We start from the raw sequence: 23,581 nt of genomic DNA on the forward strand, positions 1-23,581 counted from the left end.
ACCTCTCTGCAGAGGCTCTGCCCTCATCTTAAGAACAGTGAACTGTAAGCCGAATGCTGCTTTGGTGTCCGCCCTCTACTCCCTTGGTAGTAGGGCTTGTGGCGGTGGTCTAATTCAGGTGCCAACCGGGAACTAATCCCGGCAAGGGCGGGACTTTTTCCGTATCACCGCGCGGCGTTGGGTTCCATCGTAGGCAGGCCAAAACCTCCACTGGGAACTGCAACCATGACAATAAGATCGTTACCCGCCCTCTCCCCGCTGGCCCTTGCCGTGCAAGCCTTCTTGCTGGTGAGCTGCCTGTCATTGACGGCCGGAGTAAACGCCGCCACGCCAGCCGCGACGACTCCCACTAAAAACGTGACCTGGGAAGACATCGCCAACGACCACCTGACCACCAAGGACGTGCTGCAATACGGCATGGGCAACAACGCCCAGCGCTGGAGCCCGCTGGCCCAGGTCAACGACAAGAACGTGTTCAAGCTGACCCCGGCCTGGTCGTATTCCTTCGGCGATGAAAAGCAGCGCGGCCAGGAATCCCAGGCCATCATCAACGACGGCGTGGTCTACGTCACCGGCTCCTATTCGCGGGTGTTCGCCCTCGACGCCAAGACCGGCAAACGCCTGTGGACCTACAACCACCGCCTGCCGGACAACATCCGTCCGTGCTGCGACGTGGTCAACCGCGGCGCGGCGATTTTCGGCGACAAGATTTATTTCGGCACCCTCGATGCGCGCCTGATCGCCCTCGACAAAAACACCGGCAAGGTAGTCTGGAACAAGAAATTCGGTGATCACGCCGCCGGCTACACCATGACCGGCGCGCCGACCCTGATCAAGGACAAGGTCACCGGTAAGGTACTGCTGATCCATGGCAGCTCCGGTGACGAGTTCGGCGTGGTCGGCCAGCTGTACGCCCGCGATCCGGACACCGGCGAAGAAGTCTGGATGCGCCCGTTTGTCGAAGGCCATATGGGCCGCCTGAACGGCAAGGACAGCACCACCACCGGCGACGTCAAGGCACCGTCCTGGCCGGATGACAAGACCACCGCCACCGGCAAGGTCGAGGCCTGGAGCCACGGTGGCGGCGCGCCGTGGCAGAGCGCCAGTTTCGATCCCGAGACCAACACCATCATTGTCGGCGCGGGCAACCCCGGCCCGTGGAATACCTGGGCGCGGACCTCGAAAGACGGCAACCCCCACGACTATGACAGCCTCTACACCTCCGGCCAGGTCGGCGTCGACCCGAGCACTGGCGAGGTGAAGTGGTTCTATCAGCACACCCCGAACGACGCCTGGGACTTCTCCGGCAACAACGAACTGGTGCTGTTCGACTACAAGGACAAGGACGGCAAGGTGGTCAAAGCCACCGGCCACGCCGACCGCAACGGCTTCTTCTATGTGGTGGATCGCAACAACGGCAAATTGCAGAACGCCTTCCCCTTCGTCGACAACATCACCTGGGCCAGCCACATCGACCTGAAGACCGGCAAGCCCGTGGAAAACCCTGGCCAGCGTCCGGCCAAGCCGTTACCGGGTGAAGCCAAGGGTAAATCGGTGGAAGTCTCGCCGCCGTTCCTCGGTGGCAAGAACTGGAGTCCGATGGCGTACAGCCAGGACACCGGCCTGTTCTACGTCCCGGCCAACCATTGGAAAGAGGAATACTGGACCGAAGAGGTCAACTACAAGAAGGGTTCGGCCTATCTGGGCATGGGCTTCCGGATCAAGCGCATGTACGACGATCACGTCGGCTCGTTGCGCGCCATGGACCCGACCACAGGCAAGGTGGTCTGGGAGCACAACGAAGCATTGCCGTTGTGGGCCGGCGTACTGGCGACCAAGGGCAACCTGGTATTCACCGGTACCGGCGACGGTTTCTTCAAGGCCTTCGACGCGAAAACCGGCAAGGAACTGTGGAAGTTCCAGACCGGCAGCGGCATCGTCTCGCCGCCGGTCACCTGGGAACAGGATGGCGAGCAGTACATCGGCGTGACCGTGGGTTACGGCGGCGCAGTACCCCTGTGGGGCGGCGACATGGCCGAACTGACCAAGCCAGTGGCGCAAGGCGGTTCATTCTGGGTGTTCAAGATCCCGAGTTGGGATAACCAGACCGCGCAGAAGTAAGGCTTGCCCTTGTGGGAGCGAGCTTGCTCGCGATGGACGTTAACGATAACGCGTGTTTTCTGAATAAACGCGTTGCCCTTGAATCCATCGCGAGCAAGCTCGCTCCTACACGGGAATGCTCTCCCATCCACACCCGAGAACCCAGCCATGAACTACCTGCCTCTGCTTCTCCTGCTCACCCTGCCCCCCGCCTTCGCCACCAATGACGGTGACATCACCCCGCTGACCATCAACGGCTGCCTCATCGCCGAATCCAGCCAATGCCCCGGCGCCAACCTGCGCGGTGCCGACCTGAGCAACCAGGACCTGCGCAAGATGAACCTCAGCGGCGCCGATCTGCGCGACGCCAACCTGCGTCACGCGCGGCTGGATCTTGCCAATCTCGAAAAATCCCAACTGCAGAACGCCAACCTGACCCGCGCCAGCCTGCAGCAAAGCAATCTGCGCCTGGCCGACTTCAGTGGCGCGAAGCTGGTGGCGATCCAGGGCTGGGGCCTGTTCGCCCAGGGCGCGCAGTTCCAGGACGCGAACCTGAGTGGCGCCTACCTGCAATTCGCCCGTCTCTCCGGTGCCAGGCTGCACAACGCCAACCTGCAAGCCGCCGACCTGGAAATGACCTGGCTGAGCAAGGCCGACCTCAAAGGCGCCAACCTCAGCGACGCCAACCTGCAAGAAGCCAAGTTCGGACAAAGTAACCTGGAACAGGCCGACCTCAGCGGTTCGCGCCAGCATTATGCGAATTTCGAGGACAGTAATATGGAGGGGTGCAAGGGGTGTCCGACGACTTGGGATAAATGAGCCAGCAGAAGAACCAGGCTTGCGAACACAAACCCCGTGGCAAGGGAGCTTGCTCCCGCTCGGCTGCGCAGCAGTCGTAAAACCTGTGGATGTGTTCTACCTGAAAAACCGCGATTGCAGGTTTTAGGGCCGCTTCGCGACCCAGCGGGAGCAAGCTCCCTCGCCACAGGGGTATCACCAGGCTCTGATCAAACCGCCACCCGCACCACCCCCATATCAATCCCCAGATGCACCAGTTCGGTATGGGAGGTGACCTGCAGTTTGCTTTTGAGCAACGTCAGGTGGTTGGACACGGTCTTGGCGCTGATGCACAGCTGTTCGGCGATCTGCCGGGTCGGGGTGCCTTTGGCGAGCATGACGAAGATTTCCAGCTCGCGCTGGGTCATGCTTTGCAAGCGCGGGTCGCTGGCATCCCGTTGCTGCGGGTTGCACGCCAGCTGGGTGGCCAGGGGTTGTTCGATGTAGGCGTGGCCGGCGAGGATGCGCCTCACGGCTTCGATCAACACTTCGGGGTCGGAGTTTTTCGTCAGATACCCCGAGGCGCCGGCGTCCAGGGCCTGGCGCACCAACGGCAGTTCATCGTGCATGCTGAAGAACAGCACCCGCAGCTGCGGCAAGCGCTGACGCAGGCGCCGGGTGGTTTCCAGGCCGCTGATGCCCGGCAAGCCGAAATCCATGATCACCAGATTGGGAATCTGTTCCTGGACCCGCACCAGCGCCTCTTCGCCATTCGCCGCCTCGCGCACCTGCATCGCTGGCAATACCGCCCGCAACAGGCTGGCGTAGCCCTGTCGAACCACCGCATGATCGTCCACCAGTAAAATGTTCATCAGACCTCCGAGGGAATACTCAAGGCCAGCGCCCAACCGGCGCCGGGCTGACTGAAAATACGCAGCTCGCCACCGAGGCTGCGGGCCCGTTCCTGCATCGAGTACAGGCCGACCCCAGGGCGTTGCGGCTGCCGGGCACCACAACCGTTATCGCGAATCAACAGGCGCAAACGCGAGCCCCGGTATTGCAGGCGCACCCGCACCTGGCTGGCATCGGCGTGGCGGGCAACGTTGGTCAGGGCTTCCTGGAGGAATCGGTAGAGGTGGGTTTTGTCCGGCGTGGACAACGCCGGCAGCTGATCGCTGATCCATAACCGGCAGTCGATGCCTTGACTGCTCCGCCACTGTTGCACCAGCAGTTGCAGCGCCTCAGGCAGCGGTAAATGCTCAAGCACCACCGGGTACAGATCGCGGACCAGGGCGCGGAAACCGTGCTGCAAGTGCTGGCAATTGAGTTCCAGGGCCTGCACGGTCTGCGACACCGCTTCAGGCTTGTCGGCGACCACCCGTAGCAGGCAGACCTGGGCACGAATCCCGGCCAGGTATTGGCCCAGATCATCGTGCAGGGTTTGCGCAAGCTGAGTGCGCTCTTGCTCCTGAACGGCGATCAAGGTGCAGGTCAGTTGAGCATTATCTGCCCGCACCTGTTCCAGGGTGGCAGTCATGCGATTGAAATGACCGCTCAGTTGCCGCGCTTCGGGCGAACTGCTGTGGTGCAGGCGCACCTGGAGTTGGCCGTCGGACACCTGTTGCAAGGCCTGCAATAAATCATCGAGCAGCCTCAGGCCACGGCGTAGCGCCCAGCGGATACTCAACAGGCTGATGGCCAATGCCAGGGCGCTGAGGCACAGCAGTTGCTGCAAGGAATCCCAGACTTCATCGATTTCGTCCTTGGGGTCGACGACAATCAGCACTCGTCGGCCATCGGCCAGCTCCACCACCCGAGGCGGATGGCGATCTGGCGCAATCAGTTGTCGCCCCAGCCAGGCATCCAGTCCTTGGTCCCCGGCCTGGCGGGTGCTGGTTTGGCCTGGCTCCAGCCAACTGACCCGCACATGCCGAAGGCTGGCAGTCAATCGCGGTTGCAGGCTGCCGGGATTACGTTCGGCAGTTTCGCTGAGGTACTCGACCACCGCTTCGGCGGCCTGCAGTTCGCGTTCGACATCGGTCGTCGCCTGCCGCACCAGCAGCGTCAGGCAACCGAAGGTGACCACGGCAAAAAATACCGTGACCCACAGGTTGATCCGCCAGAGCGCCGACATGCCTAGCGCCCCGGCGCCGCGGGCGTGACCAGACCTGGCAAGGTCACCGGCGTGTGCAGCTTGTCCAGGCCGATCAGGCTCAGAATCAGCAGCAAGGGCAGCAGCAAGGCTTTGAGAATGCGCATGGCCGGTGATCTCCAGGGTGATGGCCGTTACCGCCATCCTAAGACCCTGCCCGGTGCTATGAGCTACTACCTTGGTACTGGCCGACTGGTACTTTCTGCATATTTCCCTGCACCCCATGACTTCCTATGCTGACGCAACCTGTAGTGGAGTGCCTTATGCGCCAGCTTGTCAGTTACGCTTTGTTCTACCTGTTGGCGATTGCCAGCGCCGCGTTGCTGGCAACCCACAGCCAGGCGGCCGACGGCGGCTTGCAGATCCCCATCGGTTACCTGGGTTATCGACCCGATCCCGGTCCACTGCTGTCGAACGTGATTCCCGAGCCGGTCGATGCCGGGCTGCGCGGAGCGGAACTGGCGATCAGCGACAGCAACAGCACCGGGCGTTTTCTCAATCAGAGCTACAGTCTGGTCAGCGCCAGCGTCGACAGCCCCGAAGCCTTGCTCGATGCAGCTAAAACCCAGCATGCCCAAGGCCTGCGGCTGTTCGTAGTGAACGCTCCGGCTGAGAGCCTGCGCCAGCTCAGCGCCGCCCTGCCCGATAGCCTGCTGTTCAATGCTGGCAGTGCCGATGACCGCCTGCGCAGCACTGATTGCCTGCCGAATGTGCTGCACAGCCTGCCGAGCCGGGCGATGCTCGCCGATGCCCTGGCGCAGTTTCTGGTGGTGCGCAAATGGCAGCGCGTTTTGCTGATCGTCGGCCCGACCCCGGACGACCAGGCCTATGCCGCCGCCCTGCGGCGGGCGGCGAAACGTTTCGGCGTGCAGATCGTCGCCGAGAAACCCTGGTCTTTCGACAATGACCAGCGCCGCAGCGCCCAGGCCGACATGCCGCTGTTCACCCAGACCGCCGAATACGACGTGGTGCTGGTGGCCGATGAGCGCGGTGACTTTGGCGAATACGTGCCGTACCAGACCTGGTACCCGCGCCCGGTGGCCGGCACCCAGGGCCTGACCCCGACCGGCTGGCACAAGACCGTGGAAACCTATGGTGCGGCGCAGTTGCAGAAGCGCTTCGAAGCCATGGCCGGACGCTGGATGAATGACCGTGATTTCGCCGCCTGGATCGCCGTGCGCAGCATTGCCAGCGCGGTGAGCAAATTGCGCCAGAGCGATGCCCAGGCGATTCGCCAACTGGCGCTGGGCGATCAACTGCCACTGGATGGCTTCAAGGGTCGCAAGCTCAGTTATCGCTCGTGGAATGGCCAACTGCGCCAGCCGATTCCGATCGTGCAACCGCGGGCGCTGGTCAGCACCTCGCCGCAAGAAGGTTTCCTGCACCCCTTCAACGAAATGGACAGCCTCGGCTACGACAAGCCCGAGGTGAGTTGCCGCTTCCCCTGATTCCCCTGATTCCCAAAACGACAATAAAAGGAACTTGCCATGCGCCGCACCCTGCTTGCATCCGCCTTACTGCTTGCCACCGCGCCTGTGCTGGCGAGCACCGCCTGGGTCTCCAATGAAAAGGACAACAGCCTGAGCCTGATCGACCTGCAAACGCTGCAAGTCACCGAGACCCTGAAGGTCGGCCAGCGCCCACGCGGCTTGCTGCTGTCCCATGACAATAAGCTGCTGTACATCTGCGCCAGCGACTCGGACCGGGTCCAGGTGATGGACGTCGCCACCCGCAAAATCATCAAGGAACTGCCTTCCGGCAAAGACCCCGAGCAGTTCGCCCTGCACCCCAATAACCGCTGGCTGTACGTGTCCAACGAGGATGATGCGCTGGTCACGGTGATCGATACCGAATCCTCCAAGGTGCTGGCGCAGATCGGCGTCGGTGTCGAACCGGAAGGCATGGCGGTCAGCCCCGACGGCAAGTGGGCGGTGAACACCAGCGAAACCACCAACATGCTGCACTGGATCGACACCAGCACCCAGACCCGGGCCGATAGCACCCTGGTCGATCAGCGACCGCGTTTCGTCGAGTTCAATCAGGACGGCAAACAGCTTTGGGCCTCGGCCGAGATCGGCGGCACGGTGACGATTCTCGACGTCGCCAGCCGGCAGGTCCTCAAAACCCTGAAATTCCAGATCAAGGGCGTGCACCCGGACAAGGTCCAACCGGTCGGGGTCAAACTCAGCGCCGATGGCAAATACGCCTTCGTCGCCCTCGGCCCGGCTAACCATATCGCGGTGATCGATGCCAAGACCTTCGAGGTTCTCGACTACTTGCTGGTCGGTCGCCGGGTCTGGCAGTTGGCATTCACCCCGGATCAGAGTCAGTTGCTGGCCACCAATGGCGTCAGCGGCGATGTGTCGGTGATCGATGTGAACAGTCTCAAGGTCATCAAGTCGGTCAAGGTCGGGCGTTATCCATGGGGCGTGGTGGTCACCCCATGAACGCCCTCGACGTCTGCGACCTGAGCTTTGCCTACGGCGCCCGTGAAGCGCTGCGCCAAGTGACATTCAGCCTTGAGCCCGGGCGATTCGCCGCGCTGCTGGGGCCAAACGGTGCCGGCAAATCAACCCTGATCGCCCTGCTGACTCGCCTGTACGACCTGCAACACGGCGATATCCGGGTCGGCGCTCATTCGCTGCGCAGCGCCCCGCGTCTGGCCTTGCGCCAATTGGGCGTGGTGTTTCAACAGAGCACCCTGGACCTGGACCTGAGCGTCGAGCAGAACCTGCGCTACCACGCAGCCTTGCACGGCATGCCCAGGCGCCTGGCGAATGCCCGGGTCGAAGCCGAACTGGCGCGCCAGGCATTGACCGAACGCCGCCGTGAGCGGGTCCGCGAACTCAATGGCGGCCACCGCCGGCGGGTGGAAATTGCCCGCGCCTTGCTGCACGAGCCGCGGCTATTGCTGCTCGATGAAGCCAGCGTCGGCCTCGACCCGGCCAGCCGTCTGGCGCTTAACCAGCACATCCGCAGCCTGTGCCGGGATCAGGGCATCAGCGTGCTCTGGACCACCCATCTGCTGGACGAGGTGCAGCCCAGCGATGACCTGCTGATTCTGCATCAGGGACGGCTGGTGGCCAGTGGTCAGGCGGATGCCCTGAGCCTCGAACACGGCACTGACCTGAGTTCGGCGTTCCAGCGCCTGACCACTCCAGGAGTAGCGGCTCGATGAACGCTTATTGGCAGTGTTTCAGCGGTATCGTTCTGCGCGAATGGCTGCGGTTTATCCTCCAGCGCACACGCTTTCTAAGCGCGCTGGTGCGGCCACTGTTGTGGCTGCTGGTGTTCGCCGCGGGCTTCCGGGCGGCGCTGGGCATCGCGATCATCGAGCCTTACGACACCTACATTCCCTACGAGGTCTACATCATCCCCGGGCTGGCCTGCATGATCCTGCTGTTCAATGGCATGCAGGGTTCGCTGGCGATGGTTTATGACCGGGAAATGGGCAGCATGCGGGTGTTGCTGACCAGTCCCCTGCCCCGGGCCTTTCTGTTGGGCAGCAAACTGCTGGCGACCGCCTTGATCTCGTTGCTGCAGGTCTATGCCTTTCTCGCCATCGCCTGGGTCTACGGCGTGCAGCCGCCGGTCTTTGGCCTATTGGCGGCCTTGCCGGCCCTGCTGCTGGTGGCGCTGATGCTCAGTGCCCTGGGGTTGTTGCTGTCGAATGCCATCCGCCAACTGGAAAACTTTGCCGGGGTGATGAATTTCGTGATCTTCCCGCTGTTTTTCCTGTCTTCGGCACTGTATCCACTGTGGAAAATGCGCGAATCCAACGAATGGCTGTATTGGCTCTGCGCCCTCAGTCCCTTCACCCATGCCGTGGAACTGGTGCGATTTGCCCTGTATGAACGCCTTAACCTGCTGGCCCTGGCCGTGTGCCTGGGCTTGACGCTGTTGTTCTCGCTGCTGGCGGTGCTGACCTTCAATCCGCAACATGCGGCGCTGCGAAGGGCTGGGTGATCGGGTACACAGATGATCTGGATGTCCCCCTATCCTGTGGGAGCGAGCTTGCTCGCGAAGACTGCATCTCAGGCGACGGATATGTTGCGGCTGCAATAGCTTTCGCGAGCAAGCTCGCTCCCACAGGGTCAGAGTCGTCCTCCGGCCCTCATAATTACGACTTTAGTACTGGTTTTCCTGTCTATCGTCGCATTCACAAAGCATCAACACTGGCATGTAATGGGTCTATAAGAAAAAGGACCACCTCCGATGCTGCGTGCCCCGCGTAATTGGCTCCACCCCGCCCTTGCAGTCTTGTCGCTGAGCCTGTTGCTGGGCGTCGCACAGGCACAAACCGCGCTGTTTTCCCCGGCGGGTTACCGCACCAGTCTCTATCGCAGCCCGACCCCGGATCATCTCGACGGCGGCCGGATCATCGACACCACACACCTGCAAACCTTGCTGGCACACACCCCGAGGCCGGTACTGATCGATGTGTATCGTCGTCAATGGTTGCAGGGGCGTTTCATCGAAGACCAGCCCCACGCCAACCTGCCCGGCAGCCTCTGGCTGGCCAACACCGGTGACGGGGAACTGAGCCCGCCATGGCAGGACTATTTCGCCCGCAACTTGCAAAAAGCCGCAGCCGGGCGCAAGGATCAACCCATCGTATTCTACTGTCGCGCCGATTGCTGGCTGAGCTGGAACGCGGTAAAACGCGCCACTGAAATGGGTTATAAAGATGTGTATTGGTACCGCGATGGCCTGGATGCCTGGGAGGCGGCGAACCTGCCAGTGGAAGCGGCCCGACCCGAACCGTTCCCCTGATTCACTCTGCAGCGTATTCGCGCCCTACCATAATTAAAATAACGAGGTGAAAGGCCATGTACAAAATTCTGATTGCCGATGATCACCCACTGTTTCGCGAAGCCATCCATAACGTCATCAGCGATGGCTTTCCCGGCAGTGAAGTCATGGAAACCGCGGACTTGGACAGCGCCCTGGCGCTGACCCAGGAGCATGACGATCTGGACCTGATCCTGCTCGACCTGAACATGCCCGGCATGCACGGCCTCAACGGCTTGATCAACCTGCGCAACGAGGCGCCGACCATTCCGGTGGTGATCGTCTCCGCCGAGCAGGACAAGCAGGTGGTGCTGCAAGCCATCACCTATGGCGCGGTGGGTTTCATCACCAAGTCATCGCCGCGTGCACAGATGACCGACGCCATCCAGCAGATCCTCAACGGCAACGTCTACCTGCCCTCGGACATCATCCGCACCCAGAAGCCCGGTACCCGGCGCAGCATGAACGACATGCCGAACTTTGCCCCCGAACTGCTCCAGGCCTTGACCCGCAAGCAGCTGCTGGTATTGGAACGGATGACCAAGGGCGAGTCGAACAAACAGATCGCCTACACCCTGGAAATCGCCGAGACCACGGTCAAGGCCCACGTCTCGGCGATCCTGCGCAAACTCAACGTGCACAATCGGGTGCAGGCGATCCTCAGTGCCGGGGATATTGATTTTGCGGCGTATTTGCGGCGGTGAGGTGATACAACCCCAAGGGTTGGCGTAAAATCACAAAGATCGCAACCTGCGATCTTTTGGTGGTTCTGGAGATTGCCGGGTAGCAAGATCAAAAGATCGCAGGCTTCGCCAGCTCCTACGCCGACCGTGTACATCCATGGGTTGCCGGATGAACACAAATCCCCCGTAGGAGCTGCCGCAGGCTGCGATCTTTTGATCTTCCTGGGGGGCTACCCCAACAAATGACTCATCGCCATCTTCAGCTTCATCGGCCGCACCGGTTTGTGCATCAGGGTATGGCCCAGCTCGCGCATTTGCAGTTTCAGCTCGTTGCTGTAGTTGGCGGTGATCATCAGCGCCGGCAAGGGTGAGGCGCGCCGGGCGTTGATCAGGGCCACGGCATCGACGCCATTCTTACCATGGTCCAGGTGGTAGTCGGCGATCAACAGGTCAGCCTCGGCATGGTAGTTGTCCACCTGGCGCGCCAGGTCTTCCTCCGACAGCGCCGTCACCACCTGGCAACCCCAGCTTTCCAGCAGCGTGCGCATCCCGGCGCAAATCGCGGCGTCATTGTCCAGCACCCAGACCCGCGCCCCGTGCAAGCGCTCCAGCATCGGCTCGCTCATGGGCAATTGCGCCACCGCCTTCGGCGCGCTGTTGGTCAGTGGCACCTCAACGGCAAACACCGAACCCTTGCCCGGCCAGGAACGCACGGTAATCCGGTGCCCGAGGATGCCGGCGATTTTTTCGACGATCGCCAGACCCAATCCCAGACCCCGATCCTGATTCGGCCGTTGCACGTCACCGCGTTTGAACTCCTGGAAAATTTCTTCCAGCTTGTTTTCGGCGATACCCATGCCGCTGTCCCAGACCTCGATCGACAAGCGCTGACGATGCCGCCGACAGCCGAGCACCACGCGGCCGCTGGTGGTGTAGCGAATGGCGTTGCTCAACAGGTTGCGCAAGATGCGGGCAAGCAACTGGATGTCACTGCGCACCAATGCCGAACAGCCCACGAAGTGCAACTGCAGGCCTTCGCTGCGGGCTGCCTGGGCATATTCGGTCGCCAGGTTTTCCAGCAATTCGCTGAGGGCGAACGCGGCGATATCGGCCTTGATCACCCCGGCGTCAAGCTTGGAGATATCCACCAGAGTACCCAGCAGGCTCTCCACGTCTTCCAGGGAGTTGCTGACGTTGCGCACCAGAATCGCGTTGGCCACCGGTTCGCGGCGTTCGAGCAGTGCACTGGTGAACAGCCGCGCCGCGTTGAGCGGCTGCAGCAGGTCGTGACTGACGGCGGCCAGAAATTTGGTTTTCGACAGGTTGGCCTGCTCGGCTTCCAGCTTGGCCTCACGCAGACGCGATTCGACCCGGCTGCGTTCGTCGATCTCGCGCAGCAGCTGATCGTTGAGACTGGTCAGCTCGGCGGTCCGCTCGCGGACCCGCAACTCCAGGTTCTGATAGGCCTGATGCAAGGCCTCGGCGGTGCGCCGGCGCTCGGTGACGTCGCGGATCAGCACAAAGATCCCCACCACCTCGCCGGTGGCCAGGCGATTGGGCACATAGGAGCGCAGCATGTAGCGCTCCTGATTGTTGATGTTGGTTTCGGGACACTCGAAGGTCACGCTCTCCCCGGCCAAGGCCCGTGCCACGTAGGTTTCCAGGCGCTGGTAATGCTCTTCGCTGTGGACCTCGCGCAGGCTCTGGCCAAGCATCACCCCGCGCGGCCAGCAGTACCACTCCTCATAGACCTTGTTGGTGAACTCGTAGACCAGGTCGGCGTTGAGGTAGGCGATCAGTGCCGGCACGTGGTCGGTGATCAGGCGAATCCAGCGTTCGCTCTCGCTGAGGGCTTCGACATGCTGGTAACGCTCGGTGATGTCGGTGAAGGTGTTGACGAAACCACCGGTCGGCAAGGGATGGGTGCGAATTTCCAGGACTCGCCCGTCATAGAGCCGCTGCTCGCACTCGTGGACCACCCGCCCGTTGGTGTCGCGACTGGACGGGGTCAACAGGTTCAGTTCGCTGTCGCCGATCACCTCGGCGAACTGCCGATGGGCCGCCACCGGGGCCAGTCCGCTCAATTCGAGGAATCGACGGTTCCACAGTTCCAGGACGCCGTCGGCGTTGACCATTGCCACGCCCTGGGACAGGTTGTCGACCGCCCGCTGCAACAGGTGCGACTTCTGCGCCACCGCCTGTTCGCGACGCGCGGTTTCGCTGAGTTTGATTTCGGTGATGTCGGTGAAGAGGATCACCCGTCCACCTTCCTGGGTCGGCCGTTCACTGATCTGCAACCAGCGGCCATTCTGCAGCCGGTAGAGCAGATGTTCATCGGCATGGCCGCGCGGTTCTTCACTGAACAGGCCAGTGCCGGTCATCAGCCGCTTGACCTCGGCCAGACGCATGCCGGCAATGATCCGCACCCGGCTGTCGGCCCAGAGGGCCTTGAAACGGCTGTTGAACAGCACGATGCGCTGGTCTTCGTCGAACAGCACAAAGGCATCGGAAATGCTTTCGATGGCATCGATCAGGTGACGGTGCGCGGTTTCCGCCCGCAACCTGGCCTCGCTGAGCAGATGATTGCCGGCCTTGAGTTCGGCCATGGCCTGATTCAGTGCATCGGTGCGCTCGCGAACCTGTTCGGCCAGTACAACCGAATGCTGGAACGCCGAATACGGATCGTTGCCACGGGTGCCCCCGGACTCGATCCGTTCGATCAGCGCGGCATTGATGCGGTGCAGCTTGCGGTTTTCATGCTGCAGGCTGGCGATCTGTTCCTGCAGCTCAGCGGGCGACGGGGGGCCGGTTTCGGGCAATGGCAACGCCGGTGAAAGTCTGGTTGATATGCATGCCATTGAACTGTTCTCCGTAGGTGTTGAAGCCCATCACCCGCTGCTCGCGCAGGAAGGCGCCAATTTGCTCCAGGCTGCCATCGTCTTCGAGCTCCAGACGCCTGAGAAAACAGTCACAACCAATGGTCAGCAGCAGTGGGCCGAGCCGCGCTTCAAGCCCTTCGAACAGCGTCTGCAGATTCGGCAACAGCTGCCCCGGGGTCATGGCTGTCAGCACGATGCCGTTCTCCACCGCGCAATAGAAACTCAGGCTCAGGTCCGGGTGAACCTGCTGGATGGCCCTGACGTAGTACTGTTCGTTGATGCGCACTGCCAGCGGATGGGCGGCGAACACTCGATGATCGAGCTCGGCCACCGGCACGCCGATATGCCGGGCGTACTCTTCGGCGGCAGGTTCGGCATTGAGCTCGTAAACCCGGCGTGAGGGACTGTCGGCCTGGGTGACCACCAGTTTTTCTTCACGCGGCAGGATGTGGTGGGTGGTGAACACCTCGAAATCCAGCCAGGTGTTGACCAGCACCACCACTGCCGCGCCGCTGTGGAACTCGCCGCCGAAATACACATGGGTGTGGGTCAACTTGTTGTCATCGCCGGCCGAGCCGCCGAAATGCGGAATATCGCCGAGGGCCGCGCTCAGCGCCGCAAGAACCATTTCCTCGCGACTCGACAACCCGTCGAGCAGGGTCAGGGCGAAACTGTTGCCCTTGATCGGTGCCAGGGTATTGCTACGACAGCCGCCCACCAGGCGCTCGACCATTTGCTGGGCGTCGATCAGGCTGAAGTGTTCCATCTGATCGATCAGCTCGATGGCGATGGAAAAATGCCGGTGATCGAAACCCACCGCTGTGATGCACCCCCGGCCATAGCCATTGGGAGTGATTTCACCGGCACTGGTGCAGCCCACCAGGCGAATCCCGCCAAAGCTTTGCTGCAAGGCCGGACCTAACGCCTTCAAGTCGTACTCGGCAGAACAAAAGAACAGCACGAAGCCCAGGTGCGGATGCAACAGTTGCCGCGCCAGGTCCTGGGCGGCCTCCTGGGCATCGGTGGCCTGGGACATTGCACTGACGACGCCATCGGTCTGGCCCTGTTGCATATTCGCCTCCCGCCGGTGCGTAGTCTGAGGCATGAGTGTACGAAGCCCGGGGCGTCAACCCTATGCTACTTGGGTAGCGGGTAGGCGGTTCGATGGGATGAAGTGTGGGGTGGCGGTTGATGGTGGTGAGGGGGATTGGAGTTAAGGCGCAAAACCTGTGGGAGCGTGGCTTGCCCGCGAAGAACGATAACGCGCAGTGCCTGAAAAACCACGGTGTTCGCTTCGCGGGCAAGCCCGCTCCCACAGGATCTTCATCGCTCGAATTTCTTAATCAGTCCTGCAAAAAACGGGCGCCTCTGAGGTCGCCCGTTTTGTTTATGGCGCCATCTGCGCGCGCAACCGTCGACCAATTACATCCAGCAAATCACAGCCGTCACGCAGCGGGATGGCGAGGACCTGGGCGAAGTCGTGCAGGATCACGGCGTCGGAGTGGATCTCTTCGCGCAGGGCCAGGTTTTCCAAGAGTTGGGTGACGGCGCGGATGCGGTAGTCGGCGGTTTCGTGCAGTACGTCGAGGGGTGCTTGGGTGTCGATCAACAGGGCGTGGAAGTCGTTGTCGACTCCGGTGATGGGCATGTATCGATTCATGGGTAAAACTCCATCCAAAACTGAAGAGAGCTACCGCTCAGTCGTCGCCAAACGATAAGGGTGGCAGCTGTACGCAGGTTGGCGAACCGGGGATGGATACCGGCAGACCCGAAGGTCTCCCGCGCACAGCCGCCATAAAGCAGCCTTGCGGGTGCAAAAACGCCTGCAAGCAAGCAGAAGCTTTTGCATATCATCCTCTGGGTCGCCAAACCCGATCGCCATATGGGCGACCGGCGGACTATAAGCTTCATCATTGGAGCGGTGCAAGGTGTTGATGTGACGGGATTTCCGAGGTTGGTGTAGGACCTGTGGCCAGGGGATCCACCCCACACCGCGATGCGCGCAGCGCGGGCGGATCCGGCGGGGTTACCAGGTCAGTACTGCGCCGACGGCGAAGGTGTCGGTGTCTTCATTCTGGGCGACGGTGTCGTGGCCGTCGATTTCGAACTGGTTGTACTCGGCCACCAGCTTGAGGTTGTCATTGACGTCATGGAATAGCGCAATCCCGCGGGTTTCATAATCCGCGCCGCTGCCGACCACGCCGTTGCCGTCGTCTTTGGTTTTGCCATAGGACAACGCCAGGCGGTTTTTGCCGAGTTTGTAGGAGCCCTGCACCAGGTAGCCGTCGCTGTCGACTTCACGCAGGGTTGCTTCGCCGGCGTTGTTGGTGAAGAACGGATTGATACCCTTGGCCTGGAAGCCCGAACCGGTCAGCGACAAGCCGCCCATCTTCGCCTGCACGCCGTAGCCGACGCCTTTGGAGGTGACCGACTGCACCGCGGAGTCGGTGTTTTCCGAAGTCTGGTAGCTGCCGTTGAGCCAGCTGTAGATCTTTGCGCCACCGACGTCGAACTGGTAGGTGATCTCGCTCTCGGTCCGCGGGTTTTCCTGGTAGGCCTTGCCCAGCGCGCTGTCGTCGTTGGTGTCCACCGGGTCCATGATCCCCACCGCGATGCGCAGGCCGTCCATGACCGGCGTGCGGTAGGTGATCTGCGAGGTCGGGAACGGGTACGGGTAGCCGGTGCCGATGTTGCCGAACGACACCCCGCCGCCATCCACCAGCCCCAGGGTATCGCTGACCTGGCCGTAACCGGCGAGCATCTCGTCGAGCAGGATGTTGGAACGGGCGAACAGCCCGAAATCTTTACCGATCAGCACTTCGCCCCAGCCCGGATTGCCCACGGTGCCGTAGAACTGCCGCACATCAATGGCGGTGTCAGTGCCGTTGGTTTGACTGTCGTTGATAGTCACCCAAAACGACGCCCGCGCGCCGAGTTTCAAATCCTCGACTTGCTTGCCCATGTTGAACCCCAGGTAGTTGGGCAAGAAGCCCATCTTCACCCGTGACTGCCGGCGGTCGAACTGCTCGCCCTCGCGGTCGACGTCGCTGTTGACGTAGAAGGCGTTGATGTAGCCATCGGTGGAGAAAGTAGTTTGGTCCTTGTCGTACAGCATGATTTCAGCCTTGGCCATCGAACTCATGCCCAGGGCCGACAGGCTGGCAATCAGTGCAGGCAAGAAACAGTGCTGAAAATTCTTATTGTTGTGCATGGCGCGCTCCGCAACCGGGGGACTTGATGTCGGAGGCGATTATCGAAAGACAGGGCCGCGCCTTATATGCTGCCTTGGCGGCAATTGGCAGGTGCTTTGGATTGGCGCGGGCGGCCCGGCAAATTCGATCCGGTACCGGACTGCTACGAGGCGCGAAACTTAAGGCTTATGAGCCCGGGTCGATGGGATGATCGACCCGTGCGCCCATACACCCCCCGTAGCAGCTGCCGAAGGCTGCGTTCGGGCGCGAAGCGGTCGTAATAGGGCAAACCGCGTCCGTGCTGAAAGAATGAGGTTGCTGGTTTTACGACCGCTTCGCGCCCGAACGCAGGCTGCGCCAGCTGCTACGAAGCGGGTTGTTCCTGAGTCACTGCGCCAGTTCACGCAACTTTTTCAGTTCAGCTGCAGCCAGGGGAATGCCTGCGCTGCGGGATTTTTCCCGCGCTTGATAACGCCGGTCACCCGGCATGCGTTCCAGCCCGACGGCGTGCATCTGCCGCACCAGTTCTTCGCTGCGACTGGCGAAGCTGTTGCCGCCGGCCTTGCTCGGGTCGATCAGGATCATCAGTTGGCCGGTCCAGGGCGTTTGCGCACCGGGGTGTTTCGACCAGTCGAACTCAAAGGAGAAATTGCCTCCGGTCAGCGCGGCGGCCAGCAGTTCAACCATCATCGACAACGCCGAGCCCTTGTGCCCGCCAAAGGGCAACAGCGCGCCGCCGGCGAGGATTGCTTGCGGGTCCCGGGTCGGCTGGCCCTGGCTGTCGACGCCCATGCCCGGTGGCAATTGTTCGCCTTTGCGCGCAGCGATCTGCACATCGCCATGGGCAATGGCGCTGGTGGCGAGGTCGAAGACAATCGGCTCGCCGTCGGCACGGGGCGCGGCAAAGGCAATCGGGTTGGTGCCGAACAACGGCCGTTGCGCGCCATGGGGCACCACGCAGGTCATGCTGTTGACCACACTCAAGGCCACCAGCCCCTGCCTGGCAAAGGGTTCGACGTCTGGCCATAGCGCGGCGAAATGGTGCGAGTTGCGAATCGCCAATACCGCGATCCCGGCGCTGCGGGCCTTTTCGATCAGCAGTTCGCGGGCGGCAGCCAGTGCCGGTTGAGCGAAACCGTTGGCGGCGTCTACCCGCACAAAACCCGAGGCCAGATCCTCGACAATCGGCTGCGCCTGGCCATCGACCCAACCACTGGCCAGCGACGACAAGTAGCCGGGAATGCGAAACACCCCATGACTATGGGAACCGTCGCGCTGCGCCCTCGCGCAGTTGTCGGCGAGAATCCGCGCGACCTCGCTGGAGGTGCCGTGGCGCTCGAAGATCTGTTGCAACAAGTGGCTTAACTCGGCCAGGCCAAGATGCTCTACCTCGGCCGATACAGGGGTGGATTGGGACATTGCGAAGCTCCGGGGGACATTGTTATTGGGGGTGGGCTGCAGCAGCCTGACTATCTAGTCATGCTAGTTATCTGTCAAATATTGACTTAATGACAGAAAACATTCACCTTCTGCTCAAGCGCTGAATAACAACAGGAAACAGCCTTGAGCCAGCCCATCAAACAACGTCTTGAAAGCAGCTTGTCGACCGCCGCCGCCTCGGGCCGGGCGATCGCCAATTACATGCTGGCCAACCTTTACGAGTTGCCCTTCCAGACCTCGGCGGATATCGCCGCCAAGCTGGGCGTCAGCGAGTCCACGGTCGGGCGCTTCTGCCGCTCCATCGGCTACAGCCATTTCAAGGATTTGAAAAACGACCTGAAAACCGACCTGGGCGAAGGTCCATGGCTGGTCGGTGAACGCTTGCAGGAGTTCCGCCAGCAGTCCAGCCAGAGCCCCCAGGGCTTGCCGCACAGTTTCGAGCTGGAAGTCGGCGCGCTGATGAAAGTCTACGAATACAGCCTGACCCCGACCTGGCAAACCGTCAGCCAGCGCCTGGCCACCCGGCGCAAGGTGTTTGTCGCCGGTTTCCAGACCGAACGCGGTATCGCTGCATCCATGGTCCATCTGCTGCAGTACCTGCGCGATGGCGTGCAGCTGGTGGATGGCGCCGCCGGACATTACGCCGACGTGCTGCTGAGCAAACCCGAGGAATGCGCGCTGGTGGTGTTCGAAGCCCGGCGGTATTCCCGTCACGCCCTGAATCTGTGTCGCAAGGCCCGCGAAGCCGGGATCCCGGTGACCCTGGTCACCGACACCTTCTGCGACTGGGCCGAACAGAACGCCGATGAAGTGTTCCGCGTGCCCACCGAGTTCAACCTGTTCTGGGAGTCCACGGCGGCCATGCTGTCGCTGGTGCACCTGCTGGTCAACGAGGTGTGCAAGCAGTTGGGCCCCGAAGTCGAAAGACGTCTTGAAGCAACCGCAGCCTTACATAACGAGTTCGTTGGATATACATCCTCACCAGGACCAAAACAATAATCGAGGTGTCACTTGAAAAACGTCATTCGCTTTGCAGCTACCTGTGCAATGGTCATCGCCGGAGTCTCCGGGGCCCAGGCTGAAGTACTGAAAATCGCCACCGAAGGCGCTTACCCGCCGTTCAACTATGTGGACTCGGACAACAAGCTGCACGGCTTCGACGTCGATATCGCCAACGCCCTGTGCGAACGCATGAAAGTCGAGTGCAGCATCGTCGCCCAGGATTGGGAAGGCATCATCCCGGCGCTGATGGCGAAGAAATACGATGCGGTAGTCGCCTCGATGATTGCCACCGATGAACGCAAGAAGAAGATCGCCTTTACCAATCACTACTACCGCACTCCGCTCTCCGTCGCGGTGGCCAAGGACTCGGCCATCACCGACGCCCAGACCAGGTTCAAAGGTCTGACGGTCGGCGCCCAATCGTCTTCGACCCAGGCGATCTACGCCGAAGATCATTACGCCCCGGCCGGTGCCGATGTGAAGTTCTACCCGACGCTGGACGAAGCCAACAGCGACCTCGCCGCCGGCCGCCTGGACGGGGTGATTGCCGACAAGTTTCCGCTGCTGGCCTGGGCCGAAAGCACCGGCAAGGATTGCTGCAAGATCATCGGCGACGTCAACGGCACCACCGCCGATGCCTCGATCGCCGTGCGCCAGGAAGACAACGCCCTGCGTGAACGACTGAACAAGGCGCTGGATGAAATCGTCGCCGACGGCACTTACAAAAAGATCTCCAGCCGCTACTTCGCCTTCGATATCTACTGAGCCTTCGGGTCCGCGGCACTGGCCTCGGACCTGTCCCCCTGACACCCCTGCCCCGCGCTCGCCCTGAGCGCGTCGGCGGCGTGCAGGCTTAATTTCGCGAGAGGGTTCGGGCATGTTCGAACATCTGTCACTGTTATCTTTCGCCAGCGGCGGCTGGGGCTCGGCCTTGTTGGCCGGGGCCCTGGTGACCATCGCGCTGGCCCTCAGCTGTGTGCCGATCGGTTTGCCGCTGGGCCTCGGCGTGGCCCTGGCAGCCCGTTCCAAACGGCGCTGGTTGCGGACTTCGGCCACGGTGTTCTCTACCGTGTTCCGTGGGCTGCCCGAGCTACTGACCCTGCTGATCATTTACTACGGCTGCCAGATCGCCGCGCAGAAAATCCTCGCCGCCATGGGCTACCAGACCGAGGTCACGATCAACACCTTCGTCGCCGCGATGATCGCCTTCAGCCTGGTGTTCGCCGCGTTTTCCAGCGAGATCTGGCTGGGCGCCTTCAAGACGGTGCCCAAGGGCCAGTTCGAGGCGGCCGCGGCGCTGGGTTTGTCCAAGGGCACGACCTTTCGCAAGGTGGTGCTGCCGCAACTGGCGCGCATTGCCCTGCCGGGCCTGTCGAATAACTGGTTGTCGCTGCTCAAGGACACCTCACTGGTCTCGACCATCTCCCTGGTGGACCTGATGCGCCAGACCAACCTGGCGGTCAGCGTGACCAAGGAACCGATGTTCTTCTACGCCGTAGCCTGCTTCGGCTACCTGTTTTTCTCGGCATTGTCCGGTCGCTTGTTCCACTTTCTCGAACAGTACTTCAGCCGCCATCAACGGAGTGCCCGGCCATGAGCTTCGATGAACTGTTGAACCTGTTCCTCAGCCCCGAACTGCTCGAACGCTACGGCCCACGCTTTATCGACGGCTTGCTGGTGACCGGCAAACTGGTGGCGATCTCCTTCACCCTCGGCGCCCTGCTCGGCCTGCTCATTGCTCTTGGCCGGTTGTCGAGCAACCGGTTTTTGCGCGGCTTCACCGGCGCTTATGTGTACTTTTTCCGCGGTTCGCCGCTGCTCGCCCAGTTGTTCATGCTGTATTACGGCCTGGGTTCGTTCAAAGGCTTCTGGCAGGATGTCGGCCTCTGGTGGTTCTTCCGCGATGCCTGGTTCTGCACCCTGCTGGCCTTCACCCTGAACACCGCGGCCTACCAGGCCGAGATCCTGCGCGGCGCCCTGCTGGCCGTCGCCCAGGGCCAGCGCGAAGCGTCCAAGGCCCTGAGCCTGTCGCGCTGGACCACGTTTCGCAAAGTCATCCTGCCGCAGTCGTTGCTGGTGGCCATCGGGCCGCTGGGCAACGAGCTGATCCTGATGATCAAGGCCAGCGCCATTGCCTCGCTGGTGACCATCTATGACTTGATGGGCGTGACCAAGCTGGCCTTCTCCCGCAGCTTCGACTTCCAGATCTACCTGTGGGCCGCGGTGCTCTACCTGCTGATCGTCGAAGTGGTGCGGCGCAGCCTGAAACTGCTTGAAGGCCGTCTCGGCCGTCATTTGAACTGATCCGATTTTCCCGGGCCGCCAAGGTGGCCCGCGTACCAGGGATTTACCCATGCATTGTGAAACCATCGTTCTCGGCGCCGGGATTGTCGGCGTCAGCACCGCCCTGCAGTTGCAGGCCCGCGGCCGCAAAGTGGTGCTGCTCGACCGCGAGCAACCGGGCAACGGCACCAGCCATGGCAACGCCGGCTTGATCGAGCGCGCCAGCGTCATCCCCTATGCGTTTCCGCGCCAGCTGTCGAAGCTGCTGCGCTATGGCCTCAATCAACAGTCGGATGTGCGCTATAGCCTGCGTTACCTGCCCAAAGCCGGTCCCTGGTTGCTGCAATACTGGCGCAACTCCGGGCCCAAGGGCTTGGCCGCGGCGACCCGCGCCATGCTGCCGCTGGTGGAACGCTGCGTCAGTGAACATGAGCTGCTGGCTGAACCGGCAGGCATGAATGGCCTGATCCAGGGCGGCGGCTGGATCGAAGCCTTCAGCGATCAGGCGGCATTCGAACAAGCGCAGCGGGACGCCCTGGACCTGAGCGAGTACGGATTGAACTATGCGGTGCTCGACCGGCAGCGGATCCACCAACTCGAGCCCGGGCTGCACGCCGATGTGGTGGGAGGCCTGCACTGGCTGGACCCCAAGACCGTCAGCGATCCCGGTGGCCTGACCCGTGGTTACGCCGAACTGTTCCAGAAACGCGGCGGGACTTTTGTCCTCGGCGATGCCCTGAGCCTGCGCCAGAACAATGGCCAATGGCAGGTGCAAAGCGACCGGGGACTGATCAGCGGCAATGAAGCGGTGGTTGCCCTCGGGCCCCAGGCCCGGGGCATTTTCGAACCCTTGGGCTATCGCATTCCGCTGGCGATCAAGCGCGGCTATCACATGCACTACGCGGCCAGACCCGGGGTCCCGATGCAGCATCCGATTCTCGACCCGGTGGGTGGTTACGTGCTGGCGCCGATGGTGCGTGGCATTCGATTGACCACCGGCATCGAGTTTGCCGACAGCGATGACCCGATCAACGAAATCCAGCTGCGCCGTTGCGAAGAATTGGCGCGGCACTTCTACCCGCTGGGCGAGCGCCTGGATGCCGAACCCTGGCTCGGTCGCCGGCCGTGCCTGCCGGACATGTGCCCGGTGATTGGCCCGGCCAGTCGCCACCCGGGGTTGTGGTTCAACTTCGGCCACGCGCATCACGGCCTGACCCTGGGCCCGGTCAGCGGCCGCCTGCTGGCCGAGATGATGACCGGCAGCATGCCGTTTACCGACCCGACACCCTACAGCGCCGAGCGCTTCCACTGATCGCTGGAGAGATAAGCATGCAATCCGCCACTGCCCTGCTGCAAACCCCGACGATCGCCGCCCCTGACACGCGCAAGGTGGTGGTCGATATCGCCGGCCTGAACAAGTTCTACGGCGCCTTTCACGTGCTGCACGACATTGACCTGAAAGTCCGCGAAGGCGAACGCATCGTGCTCTGCGGCCCGTCCGGTTCCGGCAAATCGACGCTGATCCGTTGCATCAACCGCCTGGAAATCGCCGAAAAAGGTCGCATCCTGATCGACGCCACCGACCTCTCGCAAAACACCCGAGAAGCTGCCAAAGTCCGCAGCGAAGTGGGCATGGTGTTCCAACACTTCAACCTGTTCCCGCACATGAGCGTGCTCGACAACTGCACCCTGGCGCCGATCTCGGTCCGCGGTCTGCCGCGCAAGAAGGCCGAAGAACTGGCGCGCAATTACCTGAACAAAGTCGGCATCGAAAACCAGGCCGACAAATACCCCAGCCAACTCTCCGGCGGCCAGCAACAACGGGTAGCCATTGCCCGAGCGTTGTGCATGGAACCGAAGATCATGCTGTTCGACGAACCGACCTCGGCGCTGGACCCGGAAATGGTCAGCGAAGTGCTGGATGTCATGGTCAAGCTCGCCGGCAGCGGCATGACCATGCTCTGCGTCACCCACGAAATGGGCTTCGCCCGGCAAGTGGCCGAGCGGGTGCTGTTTCTCGATGGCGGGAAAATCATCGAAGATGCGCCGCCGAACGACTTCTTCGGCGCGCCGAAAAGTGCTCGGGCCAAAGCCTTTCTTGCGCAGATAGTGCATTAAGGTCGGCACACGCTTGCGGTGACCCGGATGGGTGCCGCAGGTGCCGGTTCGAGCGGTGACATCCGGCACAAAAGCCGGAATTTTGCATGTTTATGTATCCATGGCGAGCTGGATACACTGCAATACAAAGGCCTGGGGGAAAGTCGGGAAAGGCTCGATATGCTG

General features: G+C 61.8%; 22 protein-coding genes. 14 read left to right on the forward strand and 8 right to left on the reverse strand.

What is annotated here, in order from left to right; genetic code table 11:
• Positions 1–225 precede the first annotated feature (225 nt).
• On the forward strand, positions 226–2,121 hold the full coding sequence (gene exaA / locus F8N85_RS05645; protein WP_150802670.1) for a quinoprotein ethanol dehydrogenase: 1,896 nt from the start codon (positions 226–228) through the stop codon (positions 2,119–2,121).
• A gap of 147 nt (positions 2,122–2,268) precedes the next feature.
• A complete protein-coding gene (locus F8N85_RS05650) occupies positions 2,269–2,919 on the forward strand; it encodes a pentapeptide repeat-containing protein (protein WP_150802671.1) in 651 nt (216 codons plus the stop codon).
• A 188-nt stretch (positions 2,920–3,107) separates the two neighbouring features.
• On the opposite strand, the gene F8N85_RS05655 is transcribed toward F8N85_RS05650, so the two are convergent.
• From F8N85_RS05655 to F8N85_RS35405, 3 genes are read right to left on the reverse strand one after another with little or no spacing between them, the layout of a single operon-like run.
• Positions 3,108–3,749 carry a response regulator transcription factor gene (locus F8N85_RS05655; RefSeq protein ID WP_150802672.1) on the reverse strand — a complete coding sequence of 214 codons (642 nt, stop codon included), beginning with the start codon at positions 3,747–3,749 and terminating at the stop codon, positions 3,108–3,110.
• The gene (locus F8N85_RS05660) at positions 3,749–5,011 is read right to left on the reverse strand and encodes a histidine kinase (RefSeq protein WP_150802673.1); all 1,263 of its coding nucleotides are present in this window, start codon (positions 5,009–5,011) and stop codon (positions 3,749–3,751) included. The genes F8N85_RS05655 and F8N85_RS05660 overlap by 1 nt, the downstream gene beginning before the upstream one ends.
• Positions 5,012–5,013: 2 nt before the next feature.
• Positions 5,014–5,136: a hypothetical protein gene (locus F8N85_RS35405; RefSeq protein ID WP_263596367.1), complete on the reverse strand. Its 123-nt coding sequence runs from the start codon at positions 5,134–5,136 to the stop codon at positions 5,014–5,016.
• A 156-nt stretch (positions 5,137–5,292) separates the two neighbouring features.
• Here F8N85_RS35405 and F8N85_RS05665 point away from each other — a divergent pair, with 156 nt between their 5' ends.
• From F8N85_RS05665 to F8N85_RS05690, 6 genes are all read left to right on the forward strand, one after another.
• Complete coding sequence (locus tag F8N85_RS05665; protein WP_150802674.1) at positions 5,293–6,477, forward strand: ABC transporter substrate-binding protein; 1,185 nt, start codon at positions 5,293–5,295, stop codon at positions 6,475–6,477.
• A gap of 39 nt (positions 6,478–6,516) precedes the next feature.
• A complete protein-coding gene (locus F8N85_RS05670) occupies positions 6,517–7,476 on the forward strand; it encodes a YVTN family beta-propeller repeat protein (protein ID WP_150802675.1) in 960 nt (319 codons plus the stop codon).
• A complete protein-coding gene (locus F8N85_RS05675) occupies positions 7,473–8,207 on the forward strand; it encodes an ABC transporter ATP-binding protein (RefSeq protein WP_150802676.1) in 735 nt (244 codons plus the stop codon). The genes F8N85_RS05670 and F8N85_RS05675 overlap by 4 nt, the downstream gene beginning before the upstream one ends.
• On the forward strand, positions 8,204–8,995 hold the full coding sequence (locus F8N85_RS05680; RefSeq protein ID WP_150802677.1) for an ABC transporter permease: 792 nt from the start codon (positions 8,204–8,206) through the stop codon (positions 8,993–8,995). The genes F8N85_RS05675 and F8N85_RS05680 overlap by 4 nt, the downstream gene beginning before the upstream one ends.
• Positions 8,996–9,244: 249 nt before the next feature.
• Positions 9,245–9,802: a PQQ-dependent catabolism-associated CXXCW motif protein gene (locus tag F8N85_RS05685; protein WP_150802678.1), complete on the forward strand. Its 558-nt coding sequence runs from the start codon at positions 9,245–9,247 to the stop codon at positions 9,800–9,802.
• 56 nt (positions 9,803–9,858) lie between these two features.
• Entirely contained in the window at positions 9,859–10,524 is a 666-nt protein-coding gene (locus F8N85_RS05690; RefSeq protein ID WP_150802679.1) for a response regulator transcription factor, read from the forward strand.
• 209 nt (positions 10,525–10,733) lie between these two features.
• Here F8N85_RS05690 and nahK read toward each other — a convergent pair whose 3' ends face one another.
• From nahK to F8N85_RS05715, 5 genes are all read right to left on the reverse strand, one after another.
• On the reverse strand, positions 10,734–13,361 hold the full coding sequence (gene nahK / locus F8N85_RS05695; protein WP_412072480.1) for a hybrid sensor histidine kinase/response regulator NahK/ErcS': 2,628 nt from the start codon (positions 13,359–13,361) through the stop codon (positions 10,734–10,736).
• On the reverse strand, positions 13,291–14,454 hold the full coding sequence (gene nosP / locus F8N85_RS05700; RefSeq protein WP_150802680.1) for a nitric oxide-sensing protein NosP: 1,164 nt from the start codon (positions 14,452–14,454) through the stop codon (positions 13,291–13,293). Before nosP ends, nahK begins: the two co-directional genes overlap by 71 nt.
• A gap of 315 nt (positions 14,455–14,769) precedes the next feature.
• Positions 14,770–15,042, reverse strand: a complete 273-nt coding sequence (locus F8N85_RS05705) for a hypothetical protein (protein ID WP_150802681.1) — start codon at positions 15,040–15,042, stop codon at positions 14,770–14,772.
• Positions 15,043–15,408: 366 nt separating this feature from the next.
• Positions 15,409–16,593 (reverse strand): porin, encoded by a 1,185-nt coding sequence (locus tag F8N85_RS05710; protein WP_150802682.1) that lies wholly within the window; start codon positions 16,591–16,593, stop codon positions 15,409–15,411.
• A gap of 367 nt (positions 16,594–16,960) precedes the next feature.
• On the reverse strand, positions 16,961–17,992 hold the full coding sequence (locus F8N85_RS05715; protein WP_150802683.1) for an Ldh family oxidoreductase: 1,032 nt from the start codon (positions 17,990–17,992) through the stop codon (positions 16,961–16,963).
• 144 nt (positions 17,993–18,136) lie between these two features.
• Between F8N85_RS05715 and F8N85_RS05720 the strand changes: the two genes are divergently transcribed.
• From F8N85_RS05720 to F8N85_RS05745, 6 genes are all read left to right on the forward strand, one after another.
• Entirely contained in the window at positions 18,137–19,012 is an 876-nt protein-coding gene (locus F8N85_RS05720) for a MurR/RpiR family transcriptional regulator (RefSeq protein WP_150802684.1), read from the forward strand.
• A 12-nt stretch (positions 19,013–19,024) separates the two neighbouring features.
• Positions 19,025–19,780 (forward strand): transporter substrate-binding domain-containing protein, encoded by a 756-nt coding sequence (locus F8N85_RS05725; protein ID WP_150802685.1) that lies wholly within the window; start codon positions 19,025–19,027, stop codon positions 19,778–19,780.
• Between the two features lie 112 nt (positions 19,781–19,892).
• Positions 19,893–20,612, forward strand: a complete 720-nt coding sequence (locus F8N85_RS05730) for an ABC transporter permease (RefSeq protein WP_150642698.1) — start codon at positions 19,893–19,895, stop codon at positions 20,610–20,612.
• Positions 20,609–21,319, forward strand: coding sequence for an ABC transporter permease (locus F8N85_RS05735; protein ID WP_150802686.1), 711 nt, complete (start codon positions 20,609–20,611; stop codon positions 21,317–21,319). Before F8N85_RS05730 ends, F8N85_RS05735 begins: the two co-directional genes overlap by 4 nt.
• A 49-nt stretch (positions 21,320–21,368) precedes the next feature.
• The gene (locus F8N85_RS05740) at positions 21,369–22,610 is read left to right on the forward strand and encodes an NAD(P)/FAD-dependent oxidoreductase (RefSeq protein ID WP_150802687.1); all 1,242 of its coding nucleotides are present in this window, start codon (positions 21,369–21,371) and stop codon (positions 22,608–22,610) included.
• Positions 22,611–22,627: 17 nt separating this feature from the next.
• Positions 22,628–23,416 carry an amino acid ABC transporter ATP-binding protein gene (locus F8N85_RS05745; protein ID WP_150802688.1) on the forward strand — a complete coding sequence of 263 codons (789 nt, stop codon included), beginning with the start codon at positions 22,628–22,630 and terminating at the stop codon, positions 23,414–23,416.
• Positions 23,417–23,581 lie beyond the last annotated feature (165 nt).

It is taken from the genome of Pseudomonas fluorescens (genome assembly GCF_902497875.1).
GTDB classification, from domain to species: Bacteria; Pseudomonadota; Gammaproteobacteria; order Pseudomonadales; family Pseudomonadaceae; genus Aquipseudomonas; species Aquipseudomonas fluorescens_BR.

What these genes read in the sequence shown, in the direction of transcription:
- F8N85_RS05715 (WP_150802683.1), bottom strand. Translation starts at nt 17,992, where the DNA reads ATGTCCCAATCCACCCCTGTATCGGCCGAGGTAGAGCATCTTGGCCTG.
- F8N85_RS05655 (WP_150802672.1), bottom strand. Translation starts at nt 3,749, where the DNA reads ATGAACATTTTACTGGTGGACGATCATGCGGTGGTTCGACAGGGCTAC.
- F8N85_RS05690 (WP_150802679.1), top strand. Translation starts at nt 9,859, where the DNA reads ATGTACAAAATTCTGATTGCCGATGATCACCCACTGTTTCGCGAAGCC.
- nahK (WP_412072480.1), bottom strand. Translation starts at nt 13,361, where the DNA reads ATGGCATGCATATCAACCAGACTTTCACCGGCGTTGCCATTGCCCGAA.
- F8N85_RS05730 (WP_150642698.1), top strand. Translation starts at nt 19,893, where the DNA reads ATGTTCGAACATCTGTCACTGTTATCTTTCGCCAGCGGCGGCTGGGGC.
- F8N85_RS05650 (WP_150802671.1), top strand. Translation starts at nt 2,269, where the DNA reads ATGAACTACCTGCCTCTGCTTCTCCTGCTCACCCTGCCCCCCGCCTTC.
- F8N85_RS35405 (WP_263596367.1), bottom strand. Translation starts at nt 5,136, where the DNA reads ATGCGCATTCTCAAAGCCTTGCTGCTGCCCTTGCTGCTGATTCTGAGC.
- F8N85_RS05735 (WP_150802686.1), top strand. Translation starts at nt 20,609, where the DNA reads ATGAGCTTCGATGAACTGTTGAACCTGTTCCTCAGCCCCGAACTGCTC.
- F8N85_RS05685 (WP_150802678.1), top strand. Translation starts at nt 9,245, where the DNA reads ATGCTGCGTGCCCCGCGTAATTGGCTCCACCCCGCCCTTGCAGTCTTG.
- F8N85_RS05660 (WP_150802673.1), bottom strand. Translation starts at nt 5,011, where the DNA reads ATGTCGGCGCTCTGGCGGATCAACCTGTGGGTCACGGTATTTTTTGCC.
- F8N85_RS05705 (WP_150802681.1), bottom strand. Translation starts at nt 15,042, where the DNA reads ATGAATCGATACATGCCCATCACCGGAGTCGACAACGACTTCCACGCC.
- nosP (WP_150802680.1), bottom strand. Translation starts at nt 14,454, where the DNA reads ATGCAACAGGGCCAGACCGATGGCGTCGTCAGTGCAATGTCCCAGGCC.
- F8N85_RS05710 (WP_150802682.1), bottom strand. Translation starts at nt 16,593, where the DNA reads ATGCACAACAATAAGAATTTTCAGCACTGTTTCTTGCCTGCACTGATT.
- exaA (WP_150802670.1), top strand. Translation starts at nt 226, where the DNA reads ATGACAATAAGATCGTTACCCGCCCTCTCCCCGCTGGCCCTTGCCGTG.
- F8N85_RS05670 (WP_150802675.1), top strand. Translation starts at nt 6,517, where the DNA reads ATGCGCCGCACCCTGCTTGCATCCGCCTTACTGCTTGCCACCGCGCCT.
- F8N85_RS05740 (WP_150802687.1), top strand. Translation starts at nt 21,369, where the DNA reads ATGCATTGTGAAACCATCGTTCTCGGCGCCGGGATTGTCGGCGTCAGC.
- F8N85_RS05680 (WP_150802677.1), top strand. Translation starts at nt 8,204, where the DNA reads ATGAACGCTTATTGGCAGTGTTTCAGCGGTATCGTTCTGCGCGAATGG.
- F8N85_RS05675 (WP_150802676.1), top strand. Translation starts at nt 7,473, where the DNA reads ATGAACGCCCTCGACGTCTGCGACCTGAGCTTTGCCTACGGCGCCCGT.
- F8N85_RS05745 (WP_150802688.1), top strand. Translation starts at nt 22,628, where the DNA reads ATGCAATCCGCCACTGCCCTGCTGCAAACCCCGACGATCGCCGCCCCT.
- F8N85_RS05665 (WP_150802674.1), top strand. Translation starts at nt 5,293, where the DNA reads ATGCGCCAGCTTGTCAGTTACGCTTTGTTCTACCTGTTGGCGATTGCC.